This window comes from Mesorhizobium sp. M0862 (genome assembly GCF_040319795.1).
In the GTDB taxonomy this organism is placed as follows: domain Bacteria; phylum Pseudomonadota; class Alphaproteobacteria; order Rhizobiales; family Rhizobiaceae; genus Mesorhizobium.
Genome location: NZ_JAMYOJ010000002.1, coordinates 333556 through 351701, shown reverse-complemented (window position 1 = coordinate 351701; position 18146 = coordinate 333556). Strand labels below are relative to the sequence as shown.

Here is an 18146-nt window from a genome sequence, read left to right as displayed (position 1 = left end):
CCACCCGACGCCTCCCTGCCGACTTACTGTGGCGCTGCGCCCGCGGCCGCTTTCTTCAGCCGCGTGACCGTCAGCGTGCGGGTGGGCGGCTCGCTGTCGAACAGCATCGGAACGACCAACTGCTGCGGCGAGCCGTCAGCGACATAGCCGGCCTCGCTCAAGGCCCGCAGGATGCCCTCGGGAGGTTCCTTGTCATTGGCCATCACGAGCACCGCCGGCTCGATCAGCAAATGGCCGAAGTCCGGCATCTCGTCGTCGAGCACGACCAGATCGGGATCGACAAGACGCAGATTTCCCACCCAGTGCCAGCTCGATATCGCCGTGCGAACCGGACCGTTTGCCGTCAGCTGGCCATAGAGCGACTGGTAGTCGACACGCACGATGCTGCCGCGGCTGTCGCCGCCATTGAGGTGCGTGTACCAGGTCACCGGCAGCACGAGGATGGCAAGCGTTGCGCCGACAAAGACGACGACGTCCTGCACCTTCATTCCCTTGTCGCCTCTGGCATCCATCCGCAAGGCCAGCGCGACCGGCAGCAACACAAGAATGGGAAGCATCCAGCGATCGCGAAATTGCGTCGTCCCGCTCGCCAGGACGAGCACGATGGTCATCGCCAGGGCAAAAGCGATGGTGCGCCACACCAGTTTCTCGGTCCATGGCGCCGGTTGCAGAGCCGGCGCCGGCTTTTTCCATGCGATGAGCAAAGCCGCGACGAATATGCCGGCCGGCAACACGGCGAAATACAGGATAGCCTTGCCCAGTCCGCGCATTCCGTAGAATGCGGTTTGTATGGCGCTTTCTCCTCTGCCCATGCCGAAGCCGCCGCTGTGCGACAGCAACTGGTCGGTGTAGGTCAGGTTCCAGTAGAGCGTCGGCAGGCAAAGCAGCACCGCCACGACAAGGCTGATCGAAAACCGGCGGTTGAGGATGACGCCGCGCGTTTCGCGCAGCGACAGGGTGGACAGCATCAGCGCGCCGAGAAAGATCGCGTTGTTGTATTTCGACAGGATGGCGGCGGCCATCGCCACGCCAAACAGCACATAGGTGGCCAGCGAACGCCGCTGCACCAGTTCAACGAGCGCAAGAAACAGCACCACTGAAAAACAGAAAGCGGCGATCGAGTGGGTGAGGGCGTGCTGCATCTCCCACACCATCTGCGGAAACAACAGCAGGCCGAACAATGCGGCGGCGCCAGCGCGGCTGGAATAGCCCAGGCGGCGGACAGCGATGAAAACCGACGCCAGCGCCGCTCCGATCAGCAGGTACTTCACGATCTTGAGCGCCAGGATGTTCGTTCCGACCACGACGGCGACGAGGCGGGCAAGCCAGGTGTAGAGCGGCGGCTGCGAGCCGCCATAGCCAGCCCAGAGGTAGTGCATGTACATCAGCTGTTCGGAATCGTCTACGCCGACACCGGTTCCTACGACATGGGACAGCAGCGCCATCACCACGATCTGGACGACGCAATAGACCGCGACGCAGACCAGTGCGGCGTTGAAGGGACCGACCTTGCCTTCGCCGAGCCAGTCCGTCCATTTCTCTAGATACTGCAAGGGGATCGTCTTCTCATCGAGGGAAAATGCCTGCGGCCAACTGCCGAAGGCCCCTTACACGATCTCACGCTCCCTGTCGCCTTTTCAGGTCCGCATCTTCTCGCCGCTGGGGTCGAAGGGCGCCTCGACATTGATGCGCGCCGGACGCCGGTGGCCGAGGATCTCGATCTCGAACAGTCCGGCACTTTCATCCTCGGCGAGTGCCGCCGGCACATAGCCCTGCGCCATCGACTTCTGCACATAGTGCGCATAACCGCCCGAGGTGACCCAGCCGACCACGCGCCAGTCGCCGTCGACGATGCCGCGCACGGCGGAAGCGCCTTCGGCAGCCTTCGAGCCACGCACGTCCTTGCCTGCCGTATCGAAGCGTGGCGCGCCATAGCCATGCGGCTTTTCCACCGTGCCATAGTCCTTGCCGACCTTGGCCCAGATCGGCTCGTCGCCCATGACATCGGCGTCGGCCGCATCGACGATGAAGGAGACACGGCGCAGTTTCGGCCCTTCCGCCTGTTCCTTGGCGGCGGCTTCGCGGCCGATGAAGTCGTTCTTCTCCAGCTTGATGAAACGGTCCATCGCGCCTTCGAACGGGCCGTAGATCGGGCGCAACTCGCGGTACCAGGTCGGGAAGTTCTTCTCCAGGCGCATGGAGAGCAAAGCGCGCATGCCGAAATCGACGAGACCGAACTCCTCGCCGGCGTCCTTGATCGCCTTGTAGACCAGACGCTCATAGGCCGGCGCCATCCAGATTTCATAGCCGAGATCGCCGGTATAGGTGATGCGGTTGACCATGCAGGGCGCGCCGCCGACCGCCATTTCGCGGAAATCCATGAAGCGAAACGCCTTGGTCGAGATGTCGACATCGACCAGCTTCTGCAAGAGGTCGCGCGATTTCGGACCGGCGATCGACAGGCCGACGAGCGTCTGATCGAAGCGGTGGATGCGCACCGAACCATCCTTCGGCAGATGCTTCTCGAACCAGCGCATGTGGTACTTCTGCGCGGCGGACGAACCCCAGATCATAAATCTGTCTTCGCCTGCCTTGGCGATGGTGAAGTCGCCGATCAGCTTGCCGAATTCGTTGATCATCGGCGTCAGCACGATGCGGCCGATCTTCGGCATGCGGTTGGTCATCAGCCGGTTGAGGAAATCCTCAGCCGCAGGTCCCGACACTTCGTATTTGGCGAAGTTGGCGATTTCGGTGACGCCGACGCGTTCGCGCGTGGCGCGCACTTCCTCGCCGATAGGACCGAAATCGTTTGAGCGGTGGAAGGAGACGACGTCCTTCGGCTCCTTGCCCTTCGGCGCGAACCACAGCGGGGTCTCCAGGCCCCAGCTATCGCCCATGACGGCGTTGTTGGCGAGCATCGTGTCATAGAGCGGGGTGGTTTGTGCAGGGCGCGCAGCCGGCAGCTCTTCATTGGGGAAGCGGATGGAGAAGCGGCGCGAATAGTTTTCGCGCACCTTTGCGTTGGTGTAGCGCAGGCCGGCCCACTCGCCGAAGCGGGCGACATCCATGCCCCAGACGTCGAAGCCGGGATCGCCATGCACCATCCAGTTGGACAGCGCGAGGCCGACGCCGCCGCCCTGGCTGAAGCCGGCCATGACGGCGCAGGCGCACCAGAAATTGGTCAGGCCCTGCACCGGCCCGACCAGCGGATTTCCGTCGAGCGCGAAGGTGAAGGGGCCGTTGATGATCTGCTTGATGCCGGCTTTCTCGATGCCGGGGAAATGCTTGAAGCCGATCTCCAGCGACGGCGCGATGCGGTCGAGGTCGGGCGGCAGCAGTTCATGGCCGAAATCCCACGGCGTGTTGACCGGCGACCATGGCTTGCAGGCCTTTTCATAGGTGCCGAGCAGGATGCCGTTGCGCTCTTGTCGGGTGTAGATCTCGCCCTTGAAGTCAAGCACGCCGATCATCTCGCGGCCGGTCGATTTGTTGAACTCTTCGACCTCGGGCATCGGCTCGGTGAGCAGGTACATGTGCTCCATGGCCAGCACCGGCAGTTCGACGCCGACCATGCGGCCGATCTCGCGCGCCCACAGGCCGCCGCAGTTGACGACATGCTCGGCGTGGACGGTGCCCTGTTCGGTGACGACGTTCCAGGTGCCGTCAACTTCCTGCGTCAGTTCGACGACGCGGTTGCGCAGCACGATCTCGGCGCCCAGCTTCTTGGCCGCTTTGGAGTAGGCGATCGTCGTGCCGGAGGGATCGAGATGGCCTTCGACCGGATCCCACATGGCGCCGACGAAATTGGTCTCGTCCATCAGCGGGAACATCGCCTTGGCTTCGGAGGGCGTGATCAGTTCGGTGTCCATGCCGAGATAGCGGCCCTTGGCGTGGGCCAGGCGCAGAAAATCCATGCGCTCGGGCGTATCGGCCATCATCACGCCGCCGGTCAGATGCAGCGAGCAGGACTGGCCGGAGATTTCCTCGATCTCCTTGTAGAGCTGCACCGTATAGGCCTGCAGCTTGGCGACGTTGGGATCGCCGTTCAGCGTGTGGAAGCCGCCGGCTGCGTGCCAGGACGAGCCGGAGGTGAGCTCGGAACGCTCGATCAGCATGATGTCGGTCCAGCCGGCCTTGGCCAGGTGATAGAGCACCGAGCAGCCAACGACGCCGCCGCCAATGACAACCGCTTTTACATGAGATTTCATGAGAGATAGGTCCGTTTTTGCGTAAATTGAATCAGGTGTGTCGGTTGGCAGGATGCCGCCAGTTGCTTGCCGATCAAAAATCGGTCGGCGCGCCGCCTTCGGCCGTGCGCTTTTCGACGAAGTCGTTGAGCTCTTCGCGGATCGCCGGGTCCATATAAGGTTCCTCGTAGGATGCCAGCCGCTCCTTCCAGACCTTGTTGGCCTTTTCCAGCGCGGTCGGCGATCCGGCTTCGGCCCAGGTCTCGAAATTGCGCCAGTCGGAGAGGATGGGCGAGTAGAAGGCTGTCTTGTAGCGGTCCTGCGTGTGCTGGGTGCCGAAGAAATGGCCGCCGGGGCCGACCGACTGGATGGCGTCGAAGCCGAGCGCTTCGTCGGACAGGTCGAGCGGGGTGAGGAACTCGGCCACCATCTGCAACAGGTCGATGTCCAGGATGGTCTTCTCGTAGGAACAGCGCAGGCCACCTTCGAGCCAGCCGGCGCCGTGCATCATCAGATTGCCGCCGCCCTGGATGGCGCCCCACAGCGAGAACACGCTTTCATAGGCTGCCTGCGCGTCGACCGTGTTGGCGGCGCAGGTATTGGAGGTGCGGTAGGGGATCTTGTAACGGCGGGCAAGCTGGCCGCCGACAAGCTGCGCCTTCATATATTCAGGCGTGCCGAAGGCCGGCGAGCCTGACTTCATGTCGACATTCGAGGTGAAGCCGCCATAGCCAACCGGCGCGCCCTTTCTCACCATCTGGGCAAAGGCGATGCCGGACAGCGCCTCGGCATTTTGCTGCACCAGCGCACCGGCGATGGTCACCGGCGCCATCGCGCCGGACAGGGTGAAGGGCGTGATGACGACGACCTGACCCTTGCTCGACATCTGGATGATGCCTTCCATCATCGGCACATCCAGTTTCAGCGGCGAATTGGTGTTGATGATGGTGAAGACGGACGGCTCTTCGAGCATCTGCTCATGGCTGATGCCGCGGGCGATCCTGGCGATCTCGATGCCGTCGACATTGCGCTCCTTGCCGAGCGAATAGATGTGGAACACCTTGTCGGTCAGCGTGGCGAGGTCGCGGATGCATTCGAGGTGGCGCACGGAAGGATGGATGTCGGTCGGCTCGACCGGATAACCGCCGGTGCAGTTCAGGATGTTGTGCATCTGCGCCAGACGCAGGAAGTTGCGGTAGTCCTGCTGGTTGCCCGGACGGCGGCCGCGATCGAGGTCGGAGCAGTTCGGTGCCGACGCCATCATCGACAGGATCACATTGTTGCCGCCGAAGCGCACATTGTGCGCCGGGTTGCGGGCATGGAGCGTGAATTCCGGCGGGCAGTTGGAGATGAGATCGAGGATCATGTCGCTGTCGAAGCGCACGCGCTCGCTGCCCTCGCGGACATCGGCGCCGTTTTCCTTCATCATGCGGCGCGCTTCGTCATGCAGCACGTCGACGCCTATTTCCCTCAAGACGCGCAGCGAGGCGAGGTGGATCGATTCCAGCTCGTCGTCAGAGACCAGCTTGGTCGGCGTTAGCGGATTTCTCAGTTGCCGAAAAGCCGGCTGTTCGAAGGCGGCCGAGCCGCCGGCGCGCTTGCCCGCACGGCCACCGCGACGGGCCCGGTCGGTTGCCAAAGGCGGTTCGGCTGGATGCAGGGCGGCGGTCATGATGGTCCTCGTACGATGCTGGTAGCGGGCGGCATAATGGACCGGCGGCTGTCCGACCATTGCGGAGGCGGCGACCACTAGGACGAGGGAAGCGACATGCCCGAACGGCAGTCCGATAGTTGACAACCTTGCCGGGGATTAGCGGACAGGACGCGCCCACTGCGGCTCTTGGCGCAAGGGGATTTCAGGCGCGGCCCTTCCTTTCCCTAAATCGAACCGCTAGCTCAGTGGTTTGCCGCTGGATGGGCCGGCAATTCATGTGGAAGGCATCATGGCTGCGACCGGTTCGAGCGATGGCGAAGCGGGGACGCAATGGGCGGCGCTTGCCGGCGTAACTGCCGCCCTCGCGATGTTCGGTGCGGCGCAAGGGCTGAGCTCGCCGCTGTTTACGCTGCTGATGCAGAAGCAAGGCATGTCGCCGGCGCTGATCGGCTTGTCGGCAGCGATGATGCCGCTTGGCCTGATCCTTTCGGCCTCGTTCGTGCCGGCAGCCATTCGGCTGGTCGGCGCGCGCAACCTGGCTGTGGGTTGCTCATTGATTGGGGCGCTGTGCTTCCTCGGCATCGGCTACCTGCAGGACTGGGTGGGCTGGTTCGTCATCCGCTTCATCATCGGTATCGTCATCAACCCGCTCTATATACTGGGCGAAGTATGGGCGCTGTCGCTGGCGCCGCCGTCGCGCCGCGGCAGGGTGATGGGGGCATTCAACACCGTGCTGGGCGCTGGCTATGCTGTGGGGCCTTTGGTCCTGACCGCGGTAGGGATATCGGGCTGGGTTCCTTTCCTGGTCGGCATGGCCGGCTTCATCCTGTGCGCCGCGATCCTTCGTGCTGTTTCCTCAAGCCTCGCCGGCTTCGAGGATGACGGCCAATTGCCCGGCGGCTTTTTCGGTTTCGCCAGGCTGGCGCCGGCGCTGTTGTTTGCCGTGCTGGTTTCGGCGGCGGTCCAGCAGGGCACCTACGCATTGATGCCGGTCTTCGGTGCTGCCTATGGCCTGCCCGAAAGGACGCTGGCGGCCCTGGTGATGGCACTGTCGCTGGGAAACATCTTCCTGCAAATCCCGCTCGGCCTGCTTGCCGAGCGTTTCGGCGGGCGGGCGATGATCATCTTCTGTGCGTTGGCGACAACGGCCTGCGCGGTTTTGCTGCCGTTGTTGATCACGACGCCGGCGATCTGGCTCGTCCTTCTCGTCATGGGAGCGGTCGGCTATGGCGTCTACACCATGGCGCTGGTGGAGCTCGGCAGCCGCTTCAAGGGAACCGTGCTGGTCGCCGGTAACGCCGCCTTTGCCTTGATGTGGGGCGCCGGCGGCATTGTCGGCCCGCCCGGCGCCGGTGCGCTGATGCAGGTCATCGGTCCGCTCGGCCTGCCGGTGGTGATCGCCGGACTCGACGCGCTGCTGGTGAGCTTCGCGCTTTACCGATCGTTCAAGCGCCAAACTCCTGACAGGCCCAAAAACTCCTGACAGGCCCAAACTCATGACAGGCCTTGTCTGGAGCAAACGGTTTTTACCGGGGCGGGGCTTACCCGCGTCGGACAGAAAAGCTAGTCCTGAGCCTGGTTTAGGTGCCAATGATGAACCTGGCGGAAGCTGACAACGAGAAGATGCAGTGGGCGGCGATCAGCGGCGTGATCGCGACCGTCTCGGTGTTCGCCATCGCGCAAGGCCTGTCCTATCCGCTGCTGAGCTTCATTCTGCAACGCCAAGGCGTTTCGCCGGCCATCATCGGGCTCTCGGCGGCAATGACGCCGATCGGCTTCATTGTCTCGTCGCCGCTGATCCCGGCACTGGCGCGCCGGTTCGGGGCAGGGCGCACCGCGCTTACCTGCGCGGCGCTTTCGGCTATTGTGCTTGCGCTGATCGGCTGGACCCAGAATGTCTATCTGTGGTTTCCGCTGCGCTTCTTGATCGGGGTGGTGACCAACCCGCTCTATGTCTTGAGCGAAATCTGGGTCATTGCACTGGCGCCGCCATCGCGCCGCGGTCGCGTCATGGGTGTCTATTCAACCATCATCTCGGCCGGCTTCGCTGCCGGGCCGCTCTGCCTGCTCGTTGTCGGCACCGTGGGATGGCCGCCATTCCTGGTGGGGATCGCCGCCTTCATCTTCTGCGGCGCCTGCCTGGGGCTGGTGCTGCCGCAACTGCCGAAGGTCGACGAAGCCGGGCGCAGGGTTTCGGTCATGGGCTTCATGCCACTGGCATGGCTATTGCTGTCGGCGGTGGTCGTTGCCGCCGGTTTCGAACAGGGCGTGCTGGCGCTGCTGCCGGTCTACGGCACGCACTATGGCATCGCGGAAGCGCGCATGTCGGCGCTGCTGTCGGTGATGATCGCAGGCAACATCGCCATGCAGGTGCCGCTCGGCTTGCTGGCGGAACGGCTGACGGCGCGTCTGGTGCGATTCATCTGCGTCGTGGTGACGGTGCTGGGCTGCGCCCTGTTGCCGCTGCTCATCGAGACGCCGCTGATCTGGCCTTGCGTCTTTATCTGGGGCGCGGTCTCCTATGGCATCTACACCATGTCGATCATCGAGCTCGGCGAGCGCTTTACCGGCTCGGCGCTGGTCGCCGGCAATGCCGCCTTCTCCCTGATGTGGGGCATCGGCGGCATCGTGGTGCCGCCGCTGGCGGGTGGCGTCATGGATGTGATCGGCGCCTCCGGTCTGCCGATCACGCTGGGCGCGATTTGTCTGGCACTGGCTGTGGCCACGGTCCTGCGCCGGCGGATGGTTTGAGGCCGCATTCCCCCGATGACCTGACGTACCATCTTGAATAAAACCGCTTGCAACGCGATGTAGGCAGGGCTGCCCGCCACTAGCCTGGAGACCATGCGTGACCCAATCGACGACAAAACGCCAGACGGATGCCACCGCGGAGGACAAGTTCCTCTGGCTGGAGGACCGGACCAGCAAGGAATCGCTCGACTGGGTGCATCGCCAGAACCAGATCACCGTGGCCGAACTACAGGGCGATCCGTCCTACCAGGCGGCCTTCGAGACGGCGCTCGACCTGATGACGGCCGAGGACAACATTGCGGTCGGTGCCGCGCTCAACGGCCAAGTCTATAATTTCTGGCAGGACAAGACCAATGTGCTCGGCCTCTGGCGCCGCACGACGGTTGCTTCCTACAAGACCGAGAAGCCTGTGTGGGAGACGATCATCGACTTCGACGTGCTGTCGGCCAAGGAGGGGGTGAAGTGGGTGTTCAGCGGCGCCAGCCGCCTTTACCCCGATTTCAACCTTTGCCTGGTGGCGATGTCGCCGGATGGCGGCGATGCGAGCGAGATGCGCGAATTCGACATCGAGACCAAATCATTCATCGAGGGCGGCTTCCGCGCTCCCGCCTCGAAATCCGGCTTTTCCTGGCTGGACAGGGACACGGTCATTGTCTCGGCTGCCTTCGATGAAGACGACAAGACCCAGTCCGGTTATCCGCGCGTCGTCAAGCTGTGGAAGCGCGGCACCCGGTTGGAGGAGGCGACGCCGATCTTCGAGGCCGAGAAGCAGGATCTCGCGGCCGGCGCGGGGGTCGAGCATGATGGCGACAGGCAGTATTTGTTTCTGGCCCGCACGATCGCCTTCTTCTCCTCGCACAGTTTTCTGCGCCTGCCGTCGGGCGAAAACCGGCGCATCCCGCTGCCGGACGATGTCACCGACACCGCGCTGTTCAAGGGCCGGTTCGTGTTCGGGGTGCGCAGCCCATGGACGGCGCCGGGCGGCACTGAGTGCTTGCCGGACGGCCTCTATTCCTTCGATTTCGAACACTGGATGGACACCGGCGACCTGGGCCCTGTTGAAACCATGCTCGCGCCAGCGCACCGTGTTTCGGTCGCCGGCATTGCCCGCACTCAGGACCGGCTGTTCATCAATCTGATGGACAATGTGCGCGGCAAGGTCGTTGTCGCCGAGCGCAGCGGCGACCGCTGGTCGCTGAAGCCGGTGGCGCTGCCCGAGAACGGCAATGTCGGCATCGCGCATGCCGAGCATTTCGGTTCCAGCGTCTCCTTCTCCTTCACCGATTTCCTGACGCCGAGTTCGATCATCTGGTCGGACGATGACGGGGTGACGCTGGCCACCGTGAAATCGCAGCCGGCGCGGTTCGACGCCGCGCCGCTGGTCTCGGAACAGTTCGAGGCGCGCTCGAAGGACGGCACCATGATCCCGTATTTCGTCGTCAGGCGGCGCGACCAGAAGGGTCCGGTACCGACGCTTCTCTATGGTTATGGCGGCTTCGAAATACCGCTGCTGCCCGGCTATGCCGGCGTGCGCGGCAGGCTGTGGCTGGAGAAGGGCAATGCCTATGTGCAGGCCTGCATTCGCGGCGGCGGCGAGTTTGGGCCGGCCTGGCATCAGGCGGCGCTGAAGGGCAATCGCCAGACTGCCTTCGACGATTTCGCCGCGGTGGCGCAGGACGTCGTCAGGCGCGGCATAGCCACGGCTGCTTCCCTCGGCATCCAGGGCGGCTCGAATGGCGGCCTGCTTACCGGCGTTTCCCTGACGCAGCATCCCGAACTGTTCGGCGCCGTCATCATCGAGGTGCCGCTGCTCGACATGCTGCGCTACACCGAACTGCCGCCAGGCGCCTCGTGGATCGGCGAATATGGCGATCCGGCAAAACCGGAAGAAGCCAAGTGGCTCGCCGCCTATTCGCCGTACCATCATGTCTCGGCCGATGCCGTCTATCCCCCGGTGCTGCTCACGACATCGACCGCCGACGACCGCGTCCATCCCGGCCACGCCCGCAAGATGGCGGCGAAGCTGCAGGAAGCAGGTCACGGCAAGACGTTGTTCTTCGAGGAGACGGAAGGCGGCCATGGCGGTCGCGGCGACCGCCGGCCGCAAGCGGCGCAAACCGCCATGAAATACGTGTTCCTGCAAAGGGTATTGAGCGGCACCGCTTGAATTCCGGGCCTCGGGCGGCATAGACTGCCGCCATGGTCTACATGAGCACATCCGGCGCCTTCGGGGTCGCGGTGACACCGTCGCCGCGCACGCTGCGCGCCGAACTGCTCAGGCTGTGCGCCCGCATCGGCTATTCGCCGCCCGCCGTCCTCTGACGAAGTCGCCCCGGCAGCTTGCCGGTTTGATTCCAGAGGAAAGAGCAAACCCATGACTTACCAGAATTATTCGCTGAAGCAGCTTCAGCAGATTGACGCCGCGCATCATCTGCATCCCTTCACCGACCACAAGGAATTGCGCGAGACCGGCTCGCGCATCATCACCCACGCCAACGGCCCGTTCATCTACGATGCCGACGGCACCGAAATACTCGACGGCATGGCCGGGCTGTGGTGCGTCAATGTCGGCTATGGCCGCGACGAGCTGGCCGACGCCGCTTACGCGCAGATGAAGGAATTGCCCTACTATAATTCCTTCTTCAAATGCTCGACGCCGACGCCCGTGCTGCTGTCGAAGAAGCTGGCCGAGCTGGCGCCCAAGGGCATCGCCCAGGTGTTTTACGGCTCCTCCGGCTCGGAGGCCAACGACACGGCGCTGCGGCTCGTGCGCCACTATTGGGTGCTGGAAGGCAAACCGGAGAAGAACCGCATCATCTCGCGCAAGTCGGCCTATCACGGCTCGACCGTCGCCGGCACGTCGCTCGGCGGCATGGATTTGATGCACAAGCAGCTCGGCGGGGCGGTTCCCAACATCGTCCATGTGATGATGCCCTATGCCTATGAGTTGGCGCTGCCTGGCGAAAGCGACCATGATTTCGGCCTGCGCGCGGCCAAGGCGGTCGAGGATGCCATTCTGGAGGCCGGCGCCGACAAGGTGGCTGCCTTCATCGGCGAGCCGGTGATGGGAGCGGGCGGGGTGAAAATACCGCCGATGAGCTATTGGCCGGAAGTGCAGCGCATCTGCCGCAAATACGATGTGCTTTTGATGCTGGACGAGGTCATCACCGGCTATGGCCGCACCGGCGAATGGTTTGCGGCGCAGACCTTCGGCATCGAGCCCGACACCATCACCACGGCCAAGGCACTGACCTCGGGCTATCAGCCGCTGTCGGCGCTGCTGGTCGGCGACCGTATCGCGGCGACGCTGGTCGAAAAGGGCGGCGAATTCTACCACGGCTATACCTATTCGGGTCACCCGGTGGCCTGCGCGGTGGCGCTGAAGAATCTCGAGATCATGGAGCGAGAAGGCCTGGTCGACAGGGTCAGGAACGACACTGGACCTTACTTCGCCCAGGCGCTGCAGGAGCGCATTGCCGGCCACGAACTGGTCGGCGAGGTGCGATCGATCGGGCTGATGGGCGCGGTCGAGATCGTCAAGGACAAGGCGACCAAGGAGCGCTTCCTGCCGGCGGGCAGTGCCGCCGTCACCGTCCGCGACCACGCCATCGCGCAAGGCCTGATGCTGCGCGCCACCGGCGACACGATGATCCTGTCGCCGCCGCTGATCTGGACCCGCGCGACGATCGACATGGCTTGCGATCGCATCGCCAAAGCGCTGGATCTGGCGCAAGCGGATTTGCGCAAGAAGTAGATGGAACGACAGCCGGACGCCTTGCAATCAGGGCGCCCGGACTGTGCGCCTGCTTATCGTCAGGGTCGAAGGGGTCAGCGCACCGATCGTGCTGGTCAATGAAGACCATCAGGCAATTCCGAACGCTGCAATCGGAATATAATTCAGATCGAACAGTATAGGACTGCAAAACGCAAAAACCGCGCTCCATCGGAACGCGGCTTTGCCAGATACGCATGGCATTTCGCCAACAATACACTTGCGAAACTTACGGGCTCCGGTACGCGAGACCTGATCCGGAGCGCCGGGCGGATGCGATATGTCCGCCTCGCTATCCGTTATATAGGCACATCGTTACCGCCGGGTTATCGAGAGCTTAAGCAAATCTAAATTTGCAATTTTTCCGCGCAATAAAAATCGAGAAAAGCGCTGCCAAATTCGAAACTTATAGAGAACTGCCGCGAAGGAAATTTATGATGCCGGAAAAATCCGATCCGCCATTTCCCTGGGCGTTGAACAGCGCATAAAGCTGGGCCGCTTCGGCCCCCATTGGCGTCACCGCGCCGGCGCTTTGGGCCGCCTCCTGCGCCAGTTTCAGGTCCTTCAGCATGAGTGCCGCGGCAAAGCCCGGTTTGTAGTCGCGGTTGGCGGGTGAGGCCGGCACGGGACCCGGCACCGGGCAATAGGTGGTCAGCGACCAGCACTGGCCCGACGAAGTCGAGGCAACGTCGAACAGGGCCTGATGCGAGAGGCCGAGCTTTTCGGCCAGCACGAAGGCCTCTGCGACGCCGATCATCGAAATGCCGAGCATCATGTTGTTGCAGATTTTGGCTGCCTGACCGGCGCCGTCGTCACCGCAATGGACGATGCGGCCTGCCATCGGCTTCAGGACCGGTTCGGCCTTGGCGAAGGCATCCTTGGCGCCGCCGGCCATGAAGGTCAGCGTTCCCGCAGCAGCACCGCCGGTGCCGCCGGAGACGGGGGCGTCGATCGAATGCAGCCCGTGCTTCCTTGCTACGGCATGCGCCTTGCGGGCCGACTCGACATCGATGGTCGAGGAATCAATGAACAGGGCGCCTGGTTTGGCCTTGGGTGCGATGTCCTCGTAGACCGAGAGCACGTGCTTGCCGGCGGGAAGCATGGTGATCACGACATCGACGTCCTTCACCGCGGCAACAGCATTAGCCATGACGGTGACACCATGCTCGCGCGCGACGGTCAGGTTCTCCGGCATCAGGTCGAAGCCATGTACCGTATGACCCGCCTTGACCAGATTGGCGGCCATAGGATTGCCCATATTACCCAAGCCGATGAAGGCGACAGTGGTCATAGTGGTGCTCCATGATGAGTAGGCAGTAGGCAGTAGGCAGTAGGCAGTAGGCAGTAGGCAGTAGGCAGTAGGCAGTAGGGCGACCTATTCGGGTGCGAGTTTGAGAATAAGTTGGCGAAGCATTTTTCCGATGGCCTCGGCCGCCAGAAGCAGGTGCTCAGCTTGCCCATGCGTGGCAACGCCAATGCGTTGAGCGATTTGGAGGTGTGTCTCGAACTCCTTAAGCGAGCCTTGGGCTATCCTGAGAAATTGCTGATAGGAGCCTCGGTTGTCTCGGCCATAGCCTTCCGCGATGTTTGCAGGGATAGAGGTTGCTGAACGGCGGATTTGGCTGGTCAGCCCATATAATTCCTCTTTGGGCCATGTCTTGGTCAATGAGTAGGTGCTGATAGCCAGATCCATCGCCTGCTGCCATACGATAAGATCCTTGTACGAGTTGACCTTGCCGGTCATCTTTGCCTACTGCCTACTGCCTACTGCCGTCCGATCAACGCCCGCGCGATGATGACGCGCATGATCTCGTTGGTGCCTTCGAGGATCTGGTGGACGCGCAGGTCGCGCACCAGTTTTTCGATACCGTAATCATGAAGATAGCCATAACCGCCATGCAGCTGCAGCGCCTCGTTGGCGACGTTGAAGCCGATGTCGGTGACGAAGCGCTTGGCCATGGCCGACCATTTGCCGGCATCCGACGCCTTGCGGTCGAGTTTCGAGGCGGCGGCGTAGAGAAAGATCCGCGCTGCCTGCAATTCGGTCTCCATGTCGGCCAACCTGAACTGCAGCGCCTGGAACTGGTTGATCTTCGAGCCGAAAGCCTTGCGCTCGGCGGTATAGGACAGCGCCTTGTCGAGCGCAGATTGCGCGCCGCCGAGCGAACAGGCAGCGATATTGAGGCGGCCGCCGTCAAGGCCGGCCATGGCGATGCCGAAACCTGCGCCTTCCCCCGACAGCAGGTTTGCAGCCGGCACCTTGCAGTCCTCGAAGATCACCTGGCGGGTCGACTGCATGTGCCAGCCCATCTTGTGCTCGTTGGCGCCGAAGGACAGGCCGGGCGCATCCTTCGGCACGACGAAGGTGGAAATGCCCTTCGGCCCGTCGGCGCCGGTGCGCGCCATGACGACATAGAGGTCGCTGTCGCCGGCCCCGGAGATGAACTGCTTGGCGCCGTTAAGCACATAGTCGTCGCCGCTCTTCACCGCGCGCGTCTTCAGCGCCGCGGCATCCGAGCCTGAGCCCGGCTCGGTCAGGCAGTAGCTCGCCAGCCATTCCATCGAGGTCAGCTTCGGCAGGAAGCGTTGGCGCTGCTCGTCGTCGCCGAAGCGGTCGATCATCGACGCCGCCATATTGTGGATCGAGATGAAGGAGGAAAACGCCGGATCGGCGTGCGACAGTGCCTCGAAGATCAGCACGGCGTCGAGCCGGCCGAGCGCCGAGCCGCCGACATCGTCCCTGACATAGATGCCGCCGAGGCCGAGCGGGCCGGTCTCGCGGATTACATCGGCGGGAAAGTGTCTTGCCCGGTCCCATTCGAGCGCATTGGGCGCAACGCGATCGGCGGCGAAGGCCTGTGCCATCTCCTGGATGGCGCGCTGCTCCTCATTGAGTTCGAACTGACTGGTGCTCGCATCGACCGCGGCGTCCATGGCGTGCTCCCTGTGTTTCCCCAGCTGGGGTTGGCTTGCTGGCCTGTTGTTTTTGGCTTTGCGCGCCGCTCAATCTAGACCAATGATGCCGCCGCGCAACCCGGCTCGCCGCGCAGCCGCTGTGCATGAATGGATCAACGGAGCATTGCGTGCCGACATATTTCGACGAATTGCTCGACCGCTTCCATGCCTATCTCCGGGGCGTGGACAACGCGCTGGTGCGGGACGCCGTGACCCGGATCGGCTGGAATATGACGGCGCGCGTGCTCGAAGCGCATCCGCTGCCTTGCCTTGGTCTGCTCGACCGCATTGTCAAACTGGCGCCGCCGGCCCCGCAGCCTCTGGTGCAACTGCTGGCGGAGCGTCGTGACGATCTGTGCTGGGGGCAGACCTACAACGCGAGCGATTTTGGTGAAGCGTTCTTGCAGAACTACGGCTGGCTGGAGGTGTTTGGCACGCGCGGCCATTTCGCCAATGAAGAGGTCGCGGCCGGATTGCTGATCCTGGGGCCCGGCATCACCTATCCCGACCATCATCACATTGCCGAGGAGATCTACATTCCGCTGACCGGCGGCACCGAGTGGCGCATGGGCGAAGGCGGCTTTCACACCCGCCAGGCGGGCGAAATTATCCATCACGCCTCCAATGTCAGCCATGCCATGCGCACCGGCAGCGAAGCGTTGCTGGCGCTCTACATCTGGCGCGGCGGGCCGCTGGCGCAGAAATCGACCGTTTCCGGCGCGCAGGGCAGGGGCTGAGCATGGCCAAGGCGATCATGCTGCAAGGCACGGGTTCGGATGTCGGCAAGACGGTGCTGGTGGCGGGGCTCTGCCGCGCGGCCAGGAATCGCGGGCTGAAAGTCAGGCCGTTCAAGCCGCAGAACATGTCGAACAATGCCGCCGTCGCCGACATTCCGGGCGACAACCGCCCCGGCGGCGGCGAGATTGGCCGTGGGCAATGGCTGCAAGCGCTGGCGTGTGGTGTTCAGCCGACCGTGCATATGAATCCGGTGCTGCTCAAACCCCAGAGCGACATCGGTTCGCAGGTGATCGTGCAAGGCAAGGTGTTCGGCGAGGCGCGAGCGCGCGACTACCAGACAATGAAAGCGGGGCTGATGGACGCCGTGCTGGAGTCCTGGACGAAGGTCGGTGAGGGCGCCGATCTGGTCGTCGTCGAGGGCGCCGGATCGCCGGCCGAAATCAACCTGCGCAGCCGCGACATCGCCAATATGGGCTTTGCCACACGCGCCGACGTGCCGGTGATTCTGGTCGGCGACATCGACCGCGGTGGCGTCATCGCTTCGGTCGCCGGCACGCATCTGATCCTGCCGGAGGAAGACAGGCGCATGATCGTCGGCTACCTCATCAATAAGTTCCGCGGCGATGTCTCGCTGTTCGACGACGGCATCCGGTCGATCGAAAGCTTCACCGGCTGGCGCTGCTTTGGCGTCGTGCCGTGGCTGAAGGCGGCGGCGCGATTGCCTTCGGAGGATTCGGTCGTGCTCGAACGCCTGGCATCGGGCGAGAAGCGGGCGTTGAAGGTCGCCGTGCCGATGCTTGGCCGCATCGCCAATTTCGACGACCTCGATCCGCTCAAGGCCGAGCCGCAGGTCGAAGTGGTGTTCGTGCCGCCGGGGCAGCGCTTGCCGGAGGATGCCGGCCTGGTGGTCATTCCCGGTTCCAAATCGACGATCGGGGATCTCATGAAATTCCGCGAGAATGGCTGGGATCGCGATCTCCTCGCGCACCGCAAACGCGGCGGCCATATCGTCGGCATTTGCGGCGGTTTCCAGATGCTCGGCCGCCTGGTGCGCGATCCCGATCGCATCGAGGGCAGCGTCACCGAGGCCGAGGGACTCGGCCTGCTCGACATCGAGACGGTGATGGAGCCGGAAAAGACGGTGCGCAATGTCAGCGCCCGCTCAGCGCCGTTCGGCCTGGCGCTCGAGGGCTACGAAATTCATCTCGGCCGCACCACCGGGCCGGACATGGCGCGGCCGTCGGCTGTGATCAACGGCATCGACGACGGTGCGATTTCCGCCGACGGCAAGGTTTTTGGCACCTATCTGCACGGCCTGTTTTCCGCCGACGCTTTCCGGGCGAGATTCCTGGAAAGCCTCGGCGTGAAAGGCGGCGGCATCGACTATCGCGCGGACGTGGAAAAAGCGCTGGACGAGATCGCCACCGAGCTGGAGCGCCATCTTGAGTGCGATGCGATTTTTGGGTTAGCAAGGTAGGACCGTCCACCGTTTCGCCATCCTCGGGTCTGCGCGTCCGCTTCATTTCCACTCCGTGGATGTCGAAGTTCGGGCGCTTTCGCCGACCTTCGACGCGGCGCTGAAGGACCAAGGCCGATGGCGAAGGATTCTGCGAAACTGATCACCAGCGGGACGGTGAGCGAGGCGTATTCGACATTGCGAAAATGGCCGGGCGCCGTTTCGCGATAGCCACAAATGTCGGTGACCGCGTTCTGCAGCCGCAGGCCCGGCGCGCGCCGCACCATCTCGAACCGGTCGGCTACCGGGCGGTGCTGTTGATCGTGGCGCTCCGTCTCGCCGGACATGGTCATCCTTCCGCGCGGAAGAGCCTAACGGACCATGCATCCAAAGCAAAAGCGCCCGGCTTTTGACCGGGCGCTTCGAATTGCAGAAGTCGCGGGCGCCTAGGCGCCGCGCATCAGGCAGGCGGCGGCAAGCACGATGTATGCGATGAGGACAATCCACACCGCAGCCAGAGGAATGAACGCAAGAACGCCGAGCGCGGCGAGCACGCCGATGATGGCGATGACAAGGGATATGATGAAAACAAGCTGAGTGGGTGCACTAAGATTCATGTGTGGTCCCTCCAAC

14 protein-coding genes and 1 pseudogene are annotated in these 18146 nt (G+C 63.3%); 7 read left to right on the top strand and 8 right to left on the bottom strand.

What is annotated here, in order from left to right; translation table 11 throughout:
- Window positions 1-23 precede the first annotated feature (23 nt).
- From NKI15_RS04315 to NKI15_RS04305, 3 genes are all read right to left on the bottom strand, one after another.
- Window positions 24-1553 carry an ArnT family glycosyltransferase gene (locus NKI15_RS04315; RefSeq protein ID WP_352514124.1) on the bottom strand — a complete coding sequence of 510 codons (1530 nt, stop codon included), beginning with the start codon at window positions 1551-1553 and terminating at the stop codon, window positions 24-26.
- An 84-nt stretch (window positions 1554-1637) separates the two neighbouring features.
- Window positions 1638-4208, bottom strand: coding sequence for a GcvT family protein (locus NKI15_RS04310; protein ID WP_352595491.1), 2571 nt, complete (start codon window positions 4206-4208; stop codon window positions 1638-1640).
- Between the two features lie 73 nt (window positions 4209-4281).
- Complete coding sequence (locus NKI15_RS04305; protein ID WP_023688131.1) at window positions 4282-5859, bottom strand: trimethylamine methyltransferase family protein; 1578 nt, start codon at window positions 5857-5859, stop codon at window positions 4282-4284.
- Between the two features lie 271 nt (window positions 5860-6130).
- Between NKI15_RS04305 and NKI15_RS04300 the strand changes: the two genes are divergently transcribed.
- The 5 genes from NKI15_RS04300 (at window position 6131) to NKI15_RS04280 (ending at window position 12346) form a co-directional block, all read left to right on the top strand.
- Window positions 6131-7324, top strand: coding sequence for an MFS transporter (locus NKI15_RS04300; protein WP_023696464.1), 1194 nt, complete (start codon window positions 6131-6133; stop codon window positions 7322-7324).
- Between the two features lie 110 nt (window positions 7325-7434).
- Window positions 7435-8592, top strand: coding sequence for an MFS transporter (locus tag NKI15_RS04295; protein ID WP_352885790.1), 1158 nt, complete (start codon window positions 7435-7437; stop codon window positions 8590-8592).
- A gap of 97 nt (window positions 8593-8689) precedes the next feature.
- Window positions 8690-10759 (top strand): prolyl oligopeptidase family serine peptidase, encoded by a 2070-nt coding sequence (locus NKI15_RS04290; RefSeq protein WP_023823065.1) that lies wholly within the window; start codon window positions 8690-8692, stop codon window positions 10757-10759.
- Between the two features lie 32 nt (window positions 10760-10791).
- Entirely contained in the window at window positions 10792-10914 is a 123-nt protein-coding gene (locus tag NKI15_RS04285; protein WP_023670422.1) for a hypothetical protein, read from the top strand.
- 52 nt (window positions 10915-10966) lie between these two features.
- Complete coding sequence (locus tag NKI15_RS04280) at window positions 10967-12346, top strand: aspartate aminotransferase family protein (RefSeq protein WP_023706071.1); 1380 nt, start codon at window positions 10967-10969, stop codon at window positions 12344-12346.
- Between the two features lie 424 nt (window positions 12347-12770).
- Here the strand turns inward: NKI15_RS04280 and mmsB are convergent, their stop codons facing one another.
- From mmsB to NKI15_RS04265, 3 genes are all read right to left on the bottom strand, one after another.
- On the bottom strand, window positions 12771-13655 hold the full coding sequence (gene mmsB, locus NKI15_RS04275) for a 3-hydroxyisobutyrate dehydrogenase (RefSeq protein ID WP_023688136.1): 885 nt from the start codon (window positions 13653-13655) through the stop codon (window positions 12771-12773).
- 84 nt (window positions 13656-13739) lie between these two features.
- Window positions 13740-14108, bottom strand: a complete 369-nt coding sequence (locus NKI15_RS04270) for a four helix bundle protein (protein ID WP_023688137.1) — start codon at window positions 14106-14108, stop codon at window positions 13740-13742.
- 20 nt (window positions 14109-14128) lie between these two features.
- Window positions 14129-15298 carry an isobutyryl-CoA dehydrogenase gene (locus NKI15_RS04265; protein ID WP_023833830.1) on the bottom strand — a complete coding sequence of 390 codons (1170 nt, stop codon included), beginning with the start codon at window positions 15296-15298 and terminating at the stop codon, window positions 14129-14131.
- Between the two features lie 149 nt (window positions 15299-15447).
- Between NKI15_RS04265 and NKI15_RS04260 the strand changes: the two genes are divergently transcribed.
- Entirely contained in the window at window positions 15448-16056 is a 609-nt protein-coding gene (locus tag NKI15_RS04260; RefSeq protein WP_352514122.1) for a dimethylsulfonioproprionate lyase family protein, read from the top strand.
- A gap of 2 nt (window positions 16057-16058) precedes the next feature.
- The gene (locus tag NKI15_RS04255; RefSeq protein ID WP_352514121.1) at window positions 16059-17534 is read left to right on the top strand and encodes a cobyric acid synthase; all 1476 of its coding nucleotides are present in this window, start codon (window positions 16059-16061) and stop codon (window positions 17532-17534) included.
- A 107-nt stretch (window positions 17535-17641) separates the two neighbouring features.
- Here the strand turns inward: NKI15_RS04255 and NKI15_RS04250 are convergent.
- Window positions 17642-17860: pseudogene (locus tag NKI15_RS04250) on the bottom strand (AraC family transcriptional regulator); the annotation flags it as partial.
- 99 nt (window positions 17861-17959) lie between these two features.
- The gene (locus NKI15_RS04245; RefSeq protein ID WP_023670429.1) at window positions 17960-18130 is read right to left on the bottom strand and encodes a hypothetical protein; all 171 of its coding nucleotides are present in this window, start codon (window positions 18128-18130) and stop codon (window positions 17960-17962) included.
- Window positions 18131-18146 lie beyond the last annotated feature (16 nt).

Coding starts and splice junctions, on each gene's coding strand:
- NKI15_RS04265 (WP_023833830.1), bottom strand. CDS start 15,298: ATGGACGCCGCGGTCGATGCGAGCACCAGTCAGTTCGAACTCAATGAG.
- NKI15_RS04245 (WP_023670429.1), bottom strand. CDS start 18,130: ATGAATCTTAGTGCACCCACTCAGCTTGTTTTCATCATATCCCTTGTC.
- NKI15_RS04270 (WP_023688137.1), bottom strand. CDS start 14,108: ATGACCGGCAAGGTCAACTCGTACAAGGATCTTATCGTATGGCAGCAG.
- mmsB (WP_023688136.1), bottom strand. CDS start 13,655: ATGACCACTGTCGCCTTCATCGGCTTGGGTAATATGGGCAATCCTATG.
- NKI15_RS04280 (WP_023706071.1), top strand. CDS start 10,967: ATGACTTACCAGAATTATTCGCTGAAGCAGCTTCAGCAGATTGACGCC.
- NKI15_RS04295 (WP_352885790.1), top strand. CDS start 7,435: ATGAACCTGGCGGAAGCTGACAACGAGAAGATGCAGTGGGCGGCGATC.
- NKI15_RS04300 (WP_023696464.1), top strand. CDS start 6,131: ATGGCTGCGACCGGTTCGAGCGATGGCGAAGCGGGGACGCAATGGGCG.
- NKI15_RS04310 (WP_352595491.1), bottom strand. CDS start 4,208: ATGAAATCTCATGTAAAAGCGGTTGTCATTGGCGGCGGCGTCGTTGGC.
- NKI15_RS04285 (WP_023670422.1), top strand. CDS start 10,792: ATGGTCTACATGAGCACATCCGGCGCCTTCGGGGTCGCGGTGACACCG.
- NKI15_RS04255 (WP_352514121.1), top strand. CDS start 16,059: ATGGCCAAGGCGATCATGCTGCAAGGCACGGGTTCGGATGTCGGCAAG.
- NKI15_RS04305 (WP_023688131.1), bottom strand. CDS start 5,859: ATGACCGCCGCCCTGCATCCAGCCGAACCGCCTTTGGCAACCGACCGG.